This window comes from Pseudoalteromonas sp. NEC-BIFX-2020_015 (assembly GCF_012952265.1).
GTDB classification, from domain to species: domain Bacteria; phylum Pseudomonadota; class Gammaproteobacteria; order Enterobacterales; family Alteromonadaceae; genus Pseudoalteromonas; species Pseudoalteromonas neustonica.
The window spans coordinates 119832-135465 of record NZ_JABCJL010000011.1 but is presented as its reverse complement, the minus strand read 5'-3'; the positions used below and the strand labels follow the sequence as shown (position 1 = coordinate 135465).

General features: G+C 38.1%; 17 protein-coding genes and 2 tRNA genes. 13 read left to right on the top strand and 6 right to left on the bottom strand.

Going from position 1 to position 15634, the window contains the following annotated elements:
* The first annotated feature begins 414 nt into the window (after window positions 1-414).
* On the top strand, window positions 415-1683 hold the full coding sequence (locus HH219_RS10530; RefSeq protein WP_169327410.1) for a sensor domain-containing diguanylate cyclase: 1269 nt from the start codon (window positions 415-417) through the stop codon (window positions 1681-1683).
* Between the two features lie 42 nt (window positions 1684-1725).
* Here the strand turns inward: HH219_RS10530 and HH219_RS10525 are convergent, their stop codons facing one another.
* The 6 genes from HH219_RS10525 to HH219_RS10500 are packed head-to-tail and all read right to left on the bottom strand — an operon-like array spanning window position 1726 to window position 4414.
* Window positions 1726-2388 (bottom strand): pseudouridine synthase, encoded by a 663-nt coding sequence (locus HH219_RS10525; RefSeq protein WP_054204752.1) that lies wholly within the window; start codon window positions 2386-2388, stop codon window positions 1726-1728.
* A gap of 2 nt (window positions 2389-2390) precedes the next feature.
* Window positions 2391-2720, bottom strand: coding sequence for a TusE/DsrC/DsvC family sulfur relay protein (locus HH219_RS10520; RefSeq protein WP_054204751.1), 330 nt, complete (start codon window positions 2718-2720; stop codon window positions 2391-2393).
* Window positions 2721-2723: 3 nt separating this feature from the next.
* On the bottom strand, window positions 2724-2990 hold the full coding sequence (locus tag HH219_RS10515; RefSeq protein WP_054204750.1) for a DsrH/TusB family sulfur metabolism protein: 267 nt from the start codon (window positions 2988-2990) through the stop codon (window positions 2724-2726).
* A complete protein-coding gene (gene tusC, locus HH219_RS10510; protein ID WP_054204749.1) occupies window positions 2987-3343 on the bottom strand; it encodes a sulfurtransferase complex subunit TusC in 357 nt (118 codons plus the stop codon). The genes HH219_RS10515 and tusC overlap by 4 nt, the downstream gene beginning before the upstream one ends.
* A complete protein-coding gene (gene tusD / locus HH219_RS10505) occupies window positions 3340-3693 on the bottom strand; it encodes a sulfurtransferase complex subunit TusD (RefSeq protein WP_054204748.1) in 354 nt (117 codons plus the stop codon). Before tusD ends, tusC begins: the two co-directional genes overlap by 4 nt.
* A 55-nt stretch (window positions 3694-3748) precedes the next feature.
* Entirely contained in the window at window positions 3749-4414 is a 666-nt protein-coding gene (locus tag HH219_RS10500) for a Bax inhibitor-1/YccA family protein (RefSeq protein ID WP_054204747.1), read from the bottom strand.
* Window positions 4415-4666: 252 nt separating this feature from the next.
* Between HH219_RS10500 and HH219_RS10495 the strand changes: the two genes are divergently transcribed.
* From HH219_RS10495 to pepN, 12 genes are all read left to right on the top strand, one after another.
* Window positions 4667-4757, top strand: a tRNA-Ser gene (locus HH219_RS10495).
* A 52-nt stretch (window positions 4758-4809) separates the two neighbouring features.
* Window positions 4810-4900, top strand: a tRNA-Ser gene (locus HH219_RS10490).
* 167 nt (window positions 4901-5067) lie between these two features.
* Window positions 5068-5973, top strand: a complete 906-nt coding sequence (locus tag HH219_RS10485) for a LytTR family DNA-binding domain-containing protein (RefSeq protein WP_169327409.1) — start codon at window positions 5068-5070, stop codon at window positions 5971-5973.
* An 81-nt stretch (window positions 5974-6054) separates the two neighbouring features.
* Window positions 6055-6885 carry a CPBP family intramembrane glutamic endopeptidase gene (locus HH219_RS10480; RefSeq protein ID WP_169327408.1) on the top strand — a complete coding sequence of 277 codons (831 nt, stop codon included), beginning with the start codon at window positions 6055-6057 and terminating at the stop codon, window positions 6883-6885.
* Complete coding sequence (locus tag HH219_RS10475) at window positions 6875-7126, top strand: hypothetical protein (RefSeq protein ID WP_249118498.1); 252 nt, start codon at window positions 6875-6877, stop codon at window positions 7124-7126. The genes HH219_RS10480 and HH219_RS10475 overlap by 11 nt, the downstream gene beginning before the upstream one ends.
* A gap of 237 nt (window positions 7127-7363) precedes the next feature.
* Window positions 7364-7759, top strand: a complete 396-nt coding sequence (locus HH219_RS10470; protein ID WP_054204743.1) for a hypothetical protein — start codon at window positions 7364-7366, stop codon at window positions 7757-7759.
* A 125-nt stretch (window positions 7760-7884) separates the two neighbouring features.
* Complete coding sequence (locus HH219_RS10465; RefSeq protein ID WP_054204742.1) at window positions 7885-8346, top strand: GAF domain-containing protein; 462 nt, start codon at window positions 7885-7887, stop codon at window positions 8344-8346.
* A complete protein-coding gene (locus HH219_RS10460) occupies window positions 8343-8621 on the top strand; it encodes a hypothetical protein (protein WP_054204741.1) in 279 nt (92 codons plus the stop codon). The genes HH219_RS10465 and HH219_RS10460 overlap by 4 nt, the downstream gene beginning before the upstream one ends.
* A 15-nt stretch (window positions 8622-8636) precedes the next feature.
* Entirely contained in the window at window positions 8637-9287 is a 651-nt protein-coding gene (gene proQ / locus HH219_RS10455) for an RNA chaperone ProQ (protein WP_054204740.1), read from the top strand.
* A gap of 26 nt (window positions 9288-9313) precedes the next feature.
* A complete protein-coding gene (prc, locus tag HH219_RS10450; protein ID WP_054204739.1) occupies window positions 9314-11347 on the top strand; it encodes a carboxy terminal-processing peptidase in 2034 nt (677 codons plus the stop codon).
* 182 nt (window positions 11348-11529) lie between these two features.
* Entirely contained in the window at window positions 11530-12993 is a 1464-nt protein-coding gene (gene nhaC, locus HH219_RS10445; protein WP_170173938.1) for a Na+/H+ antiporter NhaC, read from the top strand.
* A 45-nt stretch (window positions 12994-13038) separates the two neighbouring features.
* Entirely contained in the window at window positions 13039-15633 is a 2595-nt protein-coding gene (gene pepN / locus HH219_RS10440; protein ID WP_169327407.1) for an aminopeptidase N, read from the top strand.
* The last annotated feature ends 1 nt before the right edge of the window (window position 15634 follow it).

Genomic DNA, 15634 nt, shown 5'->3' with positions numbered 1-15634 from the left:
CCCAAAAAATGAGTTTTGTCTAGCGATTACTGAGGAATAGGGGGTGCTCTGACAATCGCGCAGTACCCATATTTAACTTGTTACAGAAAGAGTTATATAAAGGAAGGTGGTTTGTAATGTACTTTACAAGTTAATAGTAAATAATTAGGCTGGATTGCTTTACTGGGTCTAAAGTTGTTATTAGAATAAAGTAATCCGGATGTATTATTTTAATTAGATACTATTTTAATAAAATACTAGACCTTAGTGATAATATCAGGGTAACGTATTTTATACTGTAAAATGCAACAATTGAGTGGTTAACTCAAAATCGTTATTTATTTCTTCACGCTGAATGTGTTTTTTTTTAAATTATTCACGTGTCATTTTAGTTTTATTTGTTCGTAACGAACGATAAAGTATTGGGCAATACATATGGATTATGTCTTATATACTCATTCATTAATCTCATTGATAGACCGTTTTGCAGTCTTTGCAAACGATGAAATTGATCACATGGTCAAAAATACGAATAGCGATCTCAGAACTGAGGCGTTTACACTATTTGAAGCATTATATAATCAATCAACTCAAGACGGCTCTTTACTTGAAGAGCTACCTGTATTTTTTATTTCATTAGACAATAAATTCACAGCCCAACAAACACGAAATAAAGCTTTGAGTGCGGCACTTGCAAACTGGTGGTTAGAATGGTCTTTTGTTTACTCAATGCAAGCAAAGGTTATTACAAACAGCCCTGTAACGGTACAAAATATCACACATTTAACGCAAGGGAATACCCAACCTATGCGTCAGCATGAGTTAAGTCATTATGCTAATTTATTTACCCAAGTGCCAATACCCTTGTGTAATGTTAGCACTGTCACGGGTGATATTATTAGGTTAAATCAAAGGTTTGTGGACGTATTTGGATATACAATTAAAGATATACCAAATATGGATACTTGGTGGTTAAAGGCCTACCCAGATCCAGTTTACCGATCGTGGGTTTTACAAACATGGAACACTGCAGTTGAGTATGCAGTTGAGCATAAAACAGATATAGAGCCACAACATTATCAGGTTACGTGTAAAGATGGTCGCTTGATTACGATGGAAATTTCGGGTATTTATATTGATAATGAGTTTTTAGCTATTTTTAAAGATGCAACACAACGCATGGAAGCTGAAGATATTTTAAGAGACATGGCATTTTTAGATTCATTGACACAAATAGCGAATAGACGTCGCTTCGATGAAAAATTAATTCAAGAATTCAATTTAAGTATTAAAACAAACAGTCCTTTGTCATTAATTTTAATTGATATTGATAATTTTAAACAATTTAATGATAGTTATGGGCATCTAATTGGTGATGAATGTTTACTTAAAGTAGCCCAATGTATATCTACTGCGGTTAGTCGTCCTGAAGACTTTGTTGCGCGTTTTGGTGGAGAGGAATTTGTAGTTCTTCTGCCACAAACAAGTGCTGCTGGGGCATGTAACGTCGCTCAAAAAATCCAACATGCTATCTCTGAACTAACAATAATATATGATCATTGTTTTACAAATAAAGTGACATTAAGTTTAGGTATTAATACACGGTATAATCAATGTGACCATATTCAACTTTTAGATGGTGCGGATAAAGCATTGTACAAAGCAAAAGAACATGGTCGAGATTGTATTGTAGTAAATCAATAGTGTTAAAAATGAGCTGAAGTAAGCTCGCTTGACTTGCTAGTTTTACAGTAATTTGTAATCACCCGTTCCAATGTTATCGAGGCAGTAATCACCAATACGGTAACGAATCAAACGCAGAGTTGGGTGGCCAATGTGTGCAGTCATACGACGAACCTGACGATTTCTACCTTCGGTTAAGGTGATACTAAGCCAGCTGGTTGGGATGTTTTTACGCTCTCTTACGGCTGGGGTTCTTGGCCATAAATCTGGGGTATCTATTTTCTCAATTTTAGCAGGGAGTGTCATCCCATCTTTTAGTTCGACACCTTGGCACAGTGCGCGTATCGCGTCATTACTTGGTTGGCCTTCGACTTGTACCCAATAAGTCTTACTGGTTTTTTTATTTGGGGCCGTAAGTGTATTTTGTAGCTTTCCACAATTTGTTAGTAGTAATAAGCCTTCGCTGTCTCTATCGAGTCTCCCTGCAGCGTAAACATCTTTAATAGGAATAAAGCTTGCTAAGGTTTGTCTATTATCGTCATCTGTAAATTGGCAAAGTACATCAAAAGGTTTATTAAATAAAACAACTTTACGCTCGCTTGGATCAATTGCTGGTTTGATTTCACGCTTTGTGGCACTACTACCTTTTTTAGAGATAAGGGTACTGCGGCTATAGCTACGTCCACTGCTGCGTCGGCTTGTTTGTGGTTTATTGTTTTGGCTCATAATTATATGCACCTTGCAGGTTTAGGCAACCCAGCTATTTTTGTTGCTTGTTTGGCAGGTCCCTTTGGGAATAATGTGTATAAGTAAATACTATTTCCTTTGTCTTCTCCGAGCGCTTTAGCCATTGCTTTTACCAGCATTCTGATCGCTGGACTCGTATTGTATTCAAGATAAAAATCACGGACAAAATTTATTACTTCCCAATGTTGCGGTGTCAACTCAATATTTTCTTGTTCTGCAAGCGTTGGGGCAAGCTCTGTGCTCCACTGTTCGTGGTTGAGCAAATAGCCCTGTTTATCTGTTTCAATAAGTTGTTTATTAAATTCGAGCATGGATCACCACGTAATTGATTGTGAAGTTGATAAGGTAAGAGCAACAAAATCTGCATAATTAAGGGCATTATCAGATTCATTTATTGTTAAACCACGGGCAAGAGCATCTTCGGCTAAAAATAATAAATCAGATGAAAACTGGCGGTATAAATATGTTGAATAGCATGCGTCACCAACGAGCAATACGCTGTCATGCTCTTGTATTAAATTAGCTAAACGCTCTGTGGCATAGTAACTGATTGGTTTTGAAAATATATGCAATGTACTCATAAATTGACGACCTGGTGTTGAGTGGCTATTAATTTACTTTGCGCTGCAAAGTCTAATACGTTGACGTTAATGAGTAAGTCACTTTTAGCAAGGTTAAAATCGACCAATGATTTTTCACATACGTAAATGTTTTCAACATCGTAAATTTCGAGTGTTTTTATGCTTTTAAAATAATTTTTGAGCCCGAGGGGATCAGTGTGTTGACCTTTTTTCAATGCAAGTACAGCGGGGCCTGTAAACAGCCAACTAATATTTTGCTCTATAGCTGCAAAAATTAAGGTCATATCAAGGGCATCGCGAATATGCATATCATCAAAAGGACTATGCTGGCTTAGTACAAGTACATTGATCATTTAAATTGCACCCATTTGTCAGCATCACTTGCGAGCATTGCAAACTCGGCTAACCCAGCGATTGAAAATATACCTTTTTTTGTAATATCAAGACCCCGTTTTTCGGCAGCAGTGACACATAACATTAAGTTTATTTTCTTTTCATACAGTGTTTGCCAAAGGGCACTAATAGCTAACTCATCTGATGCAAGGTTTAAATGTTGACTGGCATGGAATACACCTTGCTGGTACAAAAAAATAGCGTCTATTGTATGACCTTGTGCTAAGCATGCATGAGCAAATTTAACCAAACGTTGTGTTGTATCATGATCTGATGGTGCGCAGTGAATAGAAAGTACAAATCGTGCCAAAACTAATCCAATAAAAAAGCCCCTAAAGAGGGGCTATTTTAACAGAACTATTTAATTAGTCATTATTTACGCCAAGTAGCGCAAGTAGCGATGTAAATAAGTTATATACGCTTAAGTAAAGAGAGACTGTTGCGCGGATATAATTTGTTTCACCACCATTGATGATACGGCTGGTATCAAACAAAATAAAACCTGACATGATTAGCACAACTGCAGCATTTACTACCATAAACATCAAAGAACTCCCGATGAAGATGTTAACAATGCTCGCAACGATAACCACGATTAGGCCTACTGTTAAAAAACCGCCCATAAACGAAAAATCTTTTTTAGTGTTAAGTGCATACGCAGATAAACCAAAAAATATCAGGGCAGTTGAACCTAACGCTTGCATAATTAGCATAGGGCCATTTGGCATGGCTGCGTAATGGTTCAATAAAGGACCGAGGCCTGCGCCCATCAAGCCTGTAAAAGCAAACACCCATGCAACACCAGATGCACTGTCAGCTTTTTTGTTTACAACAAATAATAAACCAAATGAAATAAGTGTAAAAACGATTCCCATAAAGTAGGGAAGTTGTAATGCCATTGAAATACCAGCCGTCACAGCACTAAATGCTAATGTCATTGCCAGTAGAAAGTAAGTGTTTTTAAGCACTTTGTTTGTTTCAATGGTCGACATAACCGGTTTAGCGGTATTGTACGAGTGATTAAATGCCATTGTAGAGCTCCTTTGTGTGAAACCAGTATAGATACGATAATTAACTAAAGTTAGATTACCAAGTCTTCTATATTTGGGCAAACCTTTGTAGTTCAATAGACCAATTAAATAATATAAAAGTTCCTGTTTGCACGGTTTTTGTTCTGCCTTGATTTATTTATGCACAAATCAATTGTTTTTTAGGCACTTAAACGTTTTTTTGAAAAAAAAGCTTCACAAAGGCGATGGGCTTCTCTATTATTCAGGCCGTGCGGAGAGATGGCAGAGTGGTCGAATGCACCGGTCTTGAAAACCGGCAGGGGTTTATAGCCCCTCTAGGGTTCAAATCCCTATCTCTCCACCACCTAATTAAAATAATTACGAGCACACTTTTACTTGTAATTTATAAAGAGTTTGGAGAGATGGCAGAGTGGCCGAATGCACCGGTCTTGAAAACCGGCAGGGGTTTATAGCCCCTCTAGGGTTCAAATCCCTATCTCTCCACCATATAACAAAAAAGCCCGCTAAATTAGCGGGCTTTTTTGTGCTTAAAATTTGTTGGTCGGGCCGAAAAGTTAAAATAATTGGCTTCAATAAATTGAAGTTAGGCTGTCAGTTTCTTGTGGAATTATGATATTTTCTTATTATTGGTTATTGCTAAAGGTATATAAAATATGATGTTGTGGCTTCAAGATGACTTAGCTTCAAGAAAGTTACTTGTTTATAGAGCAATGCTATTTTCCTTGGTAACCTTATTTGTTCTATTTGTGTTTCAGCCCTTTGGCACAACTAATGATACGACGCCTTACAAGTTACTTCGTTTATCTGGCTATGGTTTAGTGACATTTTGCGCTCTCTTACTGGCAGGCGCTATTGAGATATCGTTAACTCGGCTCACTCTCAACAGCACACTGCTATTGATTATGATCCCCGCTGTATACGTTCTAATTACGGCTGTGTTTAATCATGGATATTTTGTTGTCGCAGTCTTGGGACGTTGGCATTGGCAAAATCAATTACTTTTTATTGGCTATACGTTAGCGATTGGCTTGCTGCCAATTAGTTTTATGCTGTTGGTGAATCGCCATGCAAAACAGACCGTATTAACTACGGATACTACTGAGAAGGCTTCTAGCAATCAGAGCGTTTGTAATGTGTTAGAAGGAAGTGACGTTACACCCCCTCGCTTAATTACACTTATTGGTGACAATAAAAGTGATCGGCTGACTGTTGCACCCTCGGATATAATATTTATTAAGTCGGCTGATAATTATTGTGAACTTGCTATTAAAGAAAACGAGGGTCTTTGCCATACATTGCTGCGCGTCACGTTAACTGGTTTATTAAAGCAACTCCCTGAAAATATATTTATATATCGTTGTCATCGTTCTTATGCCGTGAATTTAGAGTTAGTGATGGCCAGTAAAGGTAATGCGGGTGGCTTACAACTAACTATGCTGTCATCTGATATCGCAGTACCAGTTTCGAGAACTTATGTTGATGCAATTAAACAGGCCTTGTTGTTGGCCCCTAAAGCATGTAAACGGCCCCAAAATATTGCAATTAGTACCAGAGAATGAACTACAGCCCTAATTTATCGACTTTATAATGAGTGATTGACATGCTTGAGTTGAATTTAAAATTTCACTTAAGAAGGTCATATGAAGCATCAAATAAAAGCACTGTTACTAGTAATTACGTTTATATTCTGTCATTACGGGATGAAATATTTTTGGGGTAAAAGTTGGATACCTATTTTATCAGAGCTAGATCAACACACAGATCTTTTATTATTTCCAGCTAAATACTTGTTTATCTATGGACCATTCTTACTGATAGCAACAGTGTTATTTAAGTCGATTCACTGGTATGAATTATTAGGTCTAAATATAAAAGACTCTCAACGCTATTTATTAGCAGCACTGGCTTGCTGTACACCTATGGTAATAGGCTATGCTTTTTTAAGTAGTGAGCTAAATATTTCTATATCAGGGGTTGTTACAGGTTCAATATATGCTGGCTTTTTTGAAGAAGTAATTTTTAGGGCTGCATTATTCGGTATATTATTTCGTTTTTGTCGTTGGGGATTTATCCCAGCAGCACTCATTAGTTCCATAATCTTTGGTTTGGGCCATATTTATCAAGGGCATGATGTTATTTCAGCTCTTATGGCTGTTACTATTACAACAATTGCAGGCACATGGTTTGCGTGGCTATATTGCGAATGCGGTTATCGTATTTGGTTCCCGCTATGGATGCATATTTTGATGAATGCGGCTTACGGCATATTTAGTATGTCTGGTGGGGCAGCCGGTGATTTAAAAGGTAATTTATTTAAAGCGACCGCCATTATTTTGAGCATCGTTTACATCAACGTACTTATTAAAGGTGGTAAAAAGCGAGAAGTAACACTTTCTTCATTATTTAAAAACCAACCAAATAGTTCGTCTTTGTCTATTAAAATGCCCACTTGTGGACTTAATGATGCTTGAATTATTTTTAGTTACTATGGTCTTTAGTTCCCCTCTAATCTTGCTAGTAATTATTAAGCATTATTTTGCTTATAAAACAACAGTTCAAAAAGAGTTGATTTTATTACAGCAAGCGAATGGAGCAGAGACTGTCTTAACAATGCAAAATAAATTAGCGGTTCTAATTGAAAGAATCATTGTACTTGAAAAAATAGTAACAAATAGTAATGTTGATTTATCAAGAGAGATCGAGCAGCTATAACTTTTCAGGCCAGTTATCTTTCGAGATTTAAAATGCTCTGCCTGAAGGGAAACTGCCTAGGGCGATTAGTTCATTCCCCTCCCTACACAGATGTAGACAAGGGGGGAATGAGTTGTGCGCGGAAACTTTCCTCTATTATTGTTTATCATCACAAATTACGACCATTGTCTCTATTTCGAAGTGGTACAACATGATGCATCCTTAGTATTTATCAAGGTCTGACTTTAAGGACGTTTTATGAAACATCAACTTGCAAAAAGTGTTGGCTTATCACTACTATCGCCTGTGATTATTGGTAGCATTTTAGGCGTTTATTATGGCTTAACATTAAACGCGGATCCTATCACCACATTTATTCAGTTATTAATGAGCGCGATAGCCAATGCTCATATCGTTGGTTTAACGATGGCTGCATTTGTTGTTCCGGGATATTTACTGATGTTTAAGTATGCCAAAGTTAACTACTCGGGCGTTTTGACATTAGGTTTGTTGGGGGGGGCAATTTTTAGCTTCTTACTCAGTGCCACCGGTGGCATGGTGTTCTTAGTTAATACAGCAATGTCAGCATTGGCTGCAGGTTTATTTTTATACGGGCTACGACAAGGCGCTGCAAAACAACAATCCACGCAATAGCAGAAATATTAACCAAGCGTGCTGAAAATTAGGGCAAATTACTTTTTTTTGCCCTGAAAAGGTTTCAATTATTGGCCACAAAGAGTACCTTTAACTACTGTATGTTTGATAAGAAGTAGTTTGGTATGCAAAAGCAAGAATTTTACCAGTCATTAGTTAAACAAACTGAATCACTAATTGCTGGAGAGTCTAATGTTATTGCCAATATGGCAAATATTAGCGCGTTGTTATTTACTTCATTAAATGATGTGAATTGGGCGGGCTTTTATCTAATGGATTCTCCGTCGGAGTTGGTACTTGGCCCGTTTCAAGGTAACCCTGCATGTATCCGTATTCCCGTTGGGAAAGGTGTATGTGGAACTGCCGCTGCAACTGCACAAACACAACTTGTTGAAGATGTACATGCATTTTCAGGCCATATAGCCTGCGATGCAGCGTCTAATTCTGAAATAGTAATACCGATCCATAAAAATGGTGAATTATTTGCTGTATTAGATATCGACAGTCCAAGTATTGCCCGGTTTGATGCTGATGATAAACAAGGCTTAGAAGCATTAGTTGCGTGTTTTGAGGCAACGATTGCATGAAAGACTTAGTAAATGTACAGGATTATCTGTTTGCCATTGCCGATGTTGGTGATTGGGAAGGGGATGAAGAGCATGTAGCTGAAACGCTAAATGATTTAATTCACATTGCATGGGAACGACTTCCTGATGAGACCGATAGTGAATTAATCGATGAAATAATTAATGGTATTTGGGAACACCTTCGAGGTGATATGGCTGTAATTGAAGCCGACTTTGAAGAGCTGGTCGACTGGGTAACACACTACGTCGATTCGTCCCTTGATGAAAAGATGTGAAAAATAGGTTCTAAAATGGAAACCACAAACAAGCTAAAAGATATTAATGAAGTGTTGGAATTTTTATATCAAGAATTCCCACAATGTTTTAAACAAAAGGACGGTATCAAACCGCTTAAAGTCGGTATCTTTAAAGATATTGCTGAGCGTATTGAAGGGTCAGAGAAGGTTAGTAAAACTCAGGTGCGTCAAGCACTTAGAAAGTACACTTCAAACTGGCGCTATTTAGAAGCCGTTACTAAGTCTGAGTTCCGCATTGACCTTGATGGTAATCAAGGTGAAAAAGTTGAACAAGAACATATCGATCATGCGCAAAAATCGCTTGAAGAAAGTCGAGCGAAAATGGCTAAACGTAAGAAGTCACAACGCCCTCGAAATGATTCAGACACAAAATCTTACAAAAAGAAACCGGGTCAATTCGCCAAAACAGGTGATAAAAACGCTAAGGTTAATAGTACCCCAGCGAAAGCTGCGCCGGCTAAACGTTCTGGTAAAATTGAACCTTTGCCAGCGAGTGAGGTCAAGGTTAATAACAAAGTTAAAGTTAAACTTGGCCAAGCCCTTGTTAATGCAATTATCACTGAAGTGAACAAAGAAGACGTTCATGTTGAGTTGGTAACAGGTATGCAAGTTAAAACCAAAGCAGACAGCCTGTACATTATTTAAGCTGTATATAAATTAAGGAGTTGTGTATGAGTCAGAAGTTTACGCTCATTCCGTTAGTCGCGGCCCTATATTCGGGTTCATTATTTGCCTCAGCTGATATAGCGGATGTTTTATCAGTCAAAGACTTACCGATACTTAAGCAGGAAAGTCAGCATAGTACGGCTAGCAAACGGGTGACAAACTTATTTACTCGTGCACATTACAAGCCAATTCGGTTTGATGACGCACTTTCTAGCAAAGTGTTTGATCGTTATATTGAATCCCTTGATTTTAATAAAAGCGTCTTTTTGGCTGCGGATATTGCATCTTTTGAGCAATACCGCAACCAATTTGATAGCGCATTGCCAACAGGTAAACTCGATTTCACGTTTGATATTTTTAACTTAAGTATGAAGCGTCGTTTTGAGCGTTATGACTACTCGTTAAGTTTGCTTGAAAAAGAAATGACCTTCGATAAAGAAGATGAATATTTCTTTGACCGTGAAGAAAGCGAGTGGGCCAAAACTCAAGCTGAGCTTGATGAGCTTTGGCGTGAACGTGTGAAGTATGACGCTCTACGTTTAAAAATGACGGGTAAAGATTGGACCGGAATTAAAGAGGTATTGACAAAACGTTACCACAATGCACAAAAACGATTAGTTCAAACTAACAGTGAAGATGCATTTCAGATTGTTATGAACTCGTTTGCACGCAGCATAGAAGCGCATACATCTTATTTATCTCCACGCAGAGCCGAACAGTTTAAGATGGATATGGACCTTGAACTTGAGGGCATAGGTGCGGTGCTGAGTTATGACGAAGACTATACCGTTATTCGCAGTTTAGTCCCTGGTGGGCCTGCAGATAAATCTGAACAAATTAAAGCTGATGACCGTGTAATTGGTGTTGCCCAAGATGGCGAAGAATTTGTTGATATAATTGGCTGGCGTTTAGATGACGTAGTTGATTTAATAAAAGGTCCAAAAGGGACAAAAGTAAGACTACAGTACTTAAAAGGCGCGGACGCACATGGCACGCCTAAAGTGGTTGAAATCATCCGAGACAAAATTCGTTTGGAAGACCGAGCGGCTAAATCAGAGGTATTCGAAGCAAAATACTCAGACTTAACAAGTAAAATAGGTGTTATTGAAATCCCGGGATTTTATAATAACCTCTCTAAAGACGTAAAAGTTGAGCTTGCTAAATTAAAAGAAGCAAAAGTTGATGGCATAATTATTGACTTACGCCAAAATGGTGGTGGTTCTTTGTATGAGGCCACACAATTATCTGGTTTGTTTTTTGATCAAGGCCCTGTAGTCCAGATCCATACATTAAATAACAGAATAGAAGAACAAAAAGATCGTGACGGTGTTACGTTTTATAATGGCCCGTTAACGGTATTGGTTGATCGCTATAGTGCTTCTGCCTCTGAGATTTTTGCTGCCGCGATGCAAGATTATGGTCGTGCAGTGGTCATCGGTGAACAAACGTTTGGCAAAGGGACTGTACAACAGCATAAAGGCTTAGGCAGAGCCTATGATTTATATGAAAATCCACTTGGTAGTGTGCAGTATACAATTGCTAAGTTTTATCGCATAAATGGTGGAAGTACACAGCATAAAGGTGTCATTCCTGATATATCATTTCCATCAGCTATAGATCCTGCTGAGTGGGGGGAGAGCCAAGAAGATAATGCACTCCCGTGGGATAGCATCATTAGAGCGAGATATAATTCGGTTGATAATTTGCAACCGGCGATAACTTACTTAAGTAAGGCTCATGCTGATCGTATAAAAACGGAACCTGAATTTAACTACGTTTACCAAGATATTACACGCTACAAAGAAGAGAAAGATCGTAAAACAATTTCGCTTGTTGAAGCAAAGCGTATTAAAGAAAAAGATGAAGGTGAAGCGCGGGCATTAGCACGTACTAATGAACGTCTTGTTCGCTTAGGTGTAAAACCTGTTGAGAACTTAGATGATATACCAGACGTTTTAGACGATTTAGATCCTTTCTTGGAAGAAGCAGCATTAATTACACAAGATTATATTAAATTTGGCCGCTTAGCTAAAAAGTAAATGGTTTTATTAACTAATAAAAAAGGCGCTTTAGCGCCTTTTTTGCTACCTAAAGCGTCTGATATTGCTATAATTGATGATTAAACGCTGATAAACCTAAGCGTCCTAGTTTCGCTAGATAATCTGTCCGCGCTAAAAATAATAATTAAACACGTACTTAAATACGTGTAGGAGTCTCTATTTTGAAGTCACAAGAAGAAAAACCTATTGCTCAGGCTAGCTTTTTTGATGCCTTAATCCCAATTTCAGTATTGATATGTTTATTAGGTGCTGCAGTGTATTTATTTGGCGATAGCTCGTCATCAGGCCCTAATCAAATTGCTCTGCTATTTGCTACTTTTACAGCTGCACTTATAGGCCTTAAAAATGGCTACACGTGGAAAAAACTAGAGCAGGCGATGATTGAAGGGATCACACTCTCCCTCGGCGCTATTTTAATTTTATTAATGGTAGGTGCGTTAATCGGTACGTGGTTGTTGTCAGGCACTGTTCCAACGTTAATCTATTATGGTTTGCAAGTAATCAACCCGAGTTGGTTTTATGCTGCGAGTTGCTTGATTTGTGGCATTGTTGCGATGAGCATTGGTAGCTCGTGGACAACAGCTGCGACCATAGGTGTTGCATTATTGGGTGTTGCTACTGGTTTAGGGCTTGAACAAACAGTTACAGCAGGCGCTGTTATTTCTGGTGCTTATTTTGGTGATAAATTAAGTCCGCTTTCAGAAACGACCAATTTAGCCCCAGCGGTTGTTGGTGCTGATTTATTTGAACATATTCACCATATGTTATGGACCACAGTCCCTAGCTTTATAATTGCGTTAGTTATTTTTATTTTTATGGGCTTTAATGCAACAGCCTCAAGTGAAGCAGGGCGTATTGATGAAATAACGCGAATACTTGAACAAAATTTTAATATTGGCTTAGAAATGCTTGTGCCTTTGATTGTTTTACTCGTTTTAGCAATTAGGAAAATGCCTGCATTTCCTGCTATCTCTATTGGTGCTGTAATTGGTGCTGTATGGGCGATGATTTTTCAATCTGACTTAATCGCGAACCAAATTGATGGCTCACAAGGTCAGTTAGTAGGTTACTTCAAATTAGTTTGGACTACTTTTTTTGATGGTTTTAGTATTTTAACCGGCGATGAAAAGATGGATTCATTACTAAGTGGCGGGGGGATGTCAGGCATGCTAACAACTACTTGGTTAATTATGACTGCGCTCATGTTTGGTGCCATCATGGAAAAAACAGGACTACTTGATATATTTGTTAAAAGTATTCTAAAAATAGCAAAAAGCACAGGCTCACTTATTACAGCAACGATTGCGACGTGTATCGGTACAAATGTTATTGCTGCAGATCAGTATATTGCTATTGTTGTACCAGGACGTATGTTTAAAGAAGAGTACGAAAAACGTGGATTAAAGCCTGTTAATTTATCTCGTACATTAGAAGATGGTGGAACAATTACAAGCCCGCTTATTCCATGGAATACCTGTGGGGCATATATGCAAAGTGTGTTATTGATCAATCCGTTTGATTATGCGCTTTATGCATTCTTTAATCTTATTAATCCATTTTTAGCTGTTGTGTATGCCTATTTAGGCATCAAAATATTACGTATTAAACCAAAACAACAGGCATAAATTCTATGCTCCTCTGATAAAGAGGAGCCTTTTTGGAGGTTCATTATGACCGCGTCAAAAAAACCACAAGCACACTATCTTAAAGATTACCAAGCCCCTGTTTTTAGCGTTGAACATATAGATTTAACGTTTGATCTAGCGCCTTTAAAAACTCAAGTTAGCTCACTGCTGACCCTTAAAAGATTAACAGCAGAAAACGACGATTTAGTTTTAGATGGTATAGACCTAACACTGCTTTCAGTAACTGTTGATGGGCACGCTTATACTGATTTTCGCGAAGCGGATGAGCAGCTAATCATTAGCAATTTACCGTCGCAATGCCGTTTAGGTATAGTGAACGAGATATCGCCGCAGACAAACACATCTTTAGAAGGTTTATATCTTTCAGGTGGAGCCTATTGTACGCAATGTGAAGCACAAGGTTTTAGAAAAATAACTTACTACCTTGATCGCCCTGATGTACTTGCTAGTTTTGATGTGACGATTATTGCAGACACTCAGTTCACTCATTTATTATCTAATGGTAATAAATTAGATGAAGGTAAACTAGATAATGGTCGCCACTTTGCTAAATGGCAAGACCCATTTAAAAAACCAAGCTATTTATTTGCACTCGTTGCAGGTGATTTTGATGTTTTAGAAGATACCTTTGTAACGCATAGCGGTCGCAGTATTGATTTAGCATTATTTGTTGATAAGGGTAATTTACCAAAAACGCCACATGCAATGACATCACTTAAAAAATCAATGCAGTGGGATGAAGAGCGTTTTAATCTTGAATATGATTTAGATATTTATATGATTGTTGCCGTTGATTTTTTCAATATGGGGGCAATGGAGAATAAAGGCTTAAACATCTTTAATTCTAAATGCGTTTTAGCAAACCAAGAAACCGCCACGGATAAAGATTATCACACGATAGAGTCAATTGTTGGCCACGAATATTTTCATAACTGGACAGGGAATCGCGTGACCTGTCGTGATTGGTTTCAATTGTCTTTAAAAGAAGGCTTAACAGTATTTCGTGATCAAGAATTTAGCAGTGACTTAGGTTCTCGTGCACTTAATCGTATTGATGCTGTGAAAGTAATGCGTACACACCAGTTTAGTGAAGATGCAGGCCCTATGGCTCACCCAATTCGTCCAGAACAAGTGATTGAAATGAATAATTTCTACACGGTAACGGTATACGATAAAGGAGCTGAAGTGATCCGTATGATGCATACATTACTGGGAGAAGAAAAATTCCAACAAGGGATGACTCTTTATTTTGAGCGCCACGATGGACAAGCGGTGACCTGTGATGACTTTGTTGGAGCGATGAGCGATGCTTCAAATATTGATTTAAAACAGTTTAAGCGCTGGTATAGCCAAGCAGGCACACCGCGTTTGGTTGTTAAGCAAGATTATAATGAAGAACTAGGTGTTTTTACATTAAATATTGAACAACTCGCACCTCTAAATCAACCCAATAATACAGAACTGCATATTCCATTTGCAATAGAATTACTTGATCCGCAGGGGGAGTCAATTACTTTAGGTTTCCAAGGGAAACCAGTCAGTCATGTATTAAATGTCACAAGCAAACAACAATGCTTTAGTTTTGATGGTTTAACTGCAAAGCCAGTTGCAGTCTTGCTGGAAGATTTTTCAGCACCTTGTATTGTTGAAAAGCACAATACAGAAACAGAACTACTGCATATTATGCAGTTCGCACGCAGTGATTTTTCGCGTTGGGATGCGCAGCAGCAACTGTTTATATCGGCCGTTAAAGAAGCTATTTCAAACCCAGCAGATAACACGCTTAGCGTACCTATTATAACGGCATTACAGAACCTATTAGGCAAGCGTGATGGTGATCTTGCATTGACTGCTGAATTACTTAAGCTCCCTAGCTTTGATACCCTAGCGGCAGAGTTTGATGTGATCCCTGTAGATACAATTATCAGTATCACAGAGCAATTTGAACGACAAATAGCAGAGCATCTATGTAATGAGTTTCTTGATTGTTATGCAAGCTTAATAGACGACGGTACCGTTAGTGCTTCAGCTGTTGCGACACGCGCATTAAAAAGTATATGCTTGCATTACTTGGCTAAAATTACTGATCCAGCCATCGCAAATCTGCTTAATAACGCAGCGGCTTCATCGAACATGACAAATGTATTAGCAGCTCTAAGCGCTGTTGTAAAAGCAGATAATCCATTATCAGTAGAGTTACTAGAGCAATTTGACAGCCATTGGCGCCATGATGTGCTAGTGATGGATAAGTGGTTTGCTTTGCAAGCAATGCAATGTGGCGATGATGCGATTGATAAAATAAAAAATCTTTATGAACACCCATGTTTTGATTTTTCAAATCCGAATCGTGTGCGGGCATTAGTTGGTAGCTTTAGTCACTTCAATACCGCACAATTTCATAGAAAAGATGGTTTAGGTTATCAATTACTAGGTGATTTATTGGTTAAACTCAATGCTATTAATCCGCAAAATGCCTCTCGTATGTTGACGCCATTTATGTCTTGGCGTCGTTATGATGAACAGCGTTCAAGTGCAATGAAAGCACAGTTACAACGTTTGGCTTTACTTGATGATTTAAGTGATGATTTATTTGAAAAAGTAGATAAAGCACTGCAATAAA

Bases quoted from the DNA above. Each gene is read 5' to 3' on its own strand.
- HH219_RS10530 (WP_169327410.1), top strand. From the start codon at position 415: ATGGATTATGTCTTATATACTCATTCATTAATCTCATTGATAGACCGT.
- HH219_RS10525 (WP_054204752.1), bottom strand. From the start codon at position 2,388: ATGAGCCAAAACAATAAACCACAAACAAGCCGACGCAGCAGTGGACGT.
- HH219_RS10520 (WP_054204751.1), bottom strand. From the start codon at position 2,720: ATGCTCGAATTTAATAAACAACTTATTGAAACAGATAAACAGGGCTAT.
- HH219_RS10515 (WP_054204750.1), bottom strand. From the start codon at position 2,990: ATGAGTACATTGCATATATTTTCAAAACCAATCAGTTACTATGCCACA.
- tusC (WP_054204749.1), bottom strand. From the start codon at position 3,343: ATGATCAATGTACTTGTACTAAGCCAGCATAGTCCTTTTGATGATATG.
- HH219_RS10500 (WP_054204747.1), bottom strand. From the start codon at position 4,414: ATGGCATTTAATCACTCGTACAATACCGCTAAACCGGTTATGTCGACC.
- HH219_RS10485 (WP_169327409.1), top strand. From the start codon at position 5,068: ATGATGTTGTGGCTTCAAGATGACTTAGCTTCAAGAAAGTTACTTGTT.
- HH219_RS10480 (WP_169327408.1), top strand. From the start codon at position 6,055: ATGAAGCATCAAATAAAAGCACTGTTACTAGTAATTACGTTTATATTC.
- HH219_RS10475 (WP_249118498.1), top strand. From the start codon at position 6,875: ATGATGCTTGAATTATTTTTAGTTACTATGGTCTTTAGTTCCCCTCTA.
- HH219_RS10470 (WP_054204743.1), top strand. From the start codon at position 7,364: ATGAAACATCAACTTGCAAAAAGTGTTGGCTTATCACTACTATCGCCT.
- HH219_RS10465 (WP_054204742.1), top strand. From the start codon at position 7,885: ATGCAAAAGCAAGAATTTTACCAGTCATTAGTTAAACAAACTGAATCA.
- HH219_RS10460 (WP_054204741.1), top strand. From the start codon at position 8,343: ATGAAAGACTTAGTAAATGTACAGGATTATCTGTTTGCCATTGCCGAT.
- proQ (WP_054204740.1), top strand. From the start codon at position 8,637: ATGGAAACCACAAACAAGCTAAAAGATATTAATGAAGTGTTGGAATTT.
- prc (WP_054204739.1), top strand. From the start codon at position 9,314: ATGAGTCAGAAGTTTACGCTCATTCCGTTAGTCGCGGCCCTATATTCG.
- pepN (WP_169327407.1), top strand. From the start codon at position 13,039: ATGACCGCGTCAAAAAAACCACAAGCACACTATCTTAAAGATTACCAA.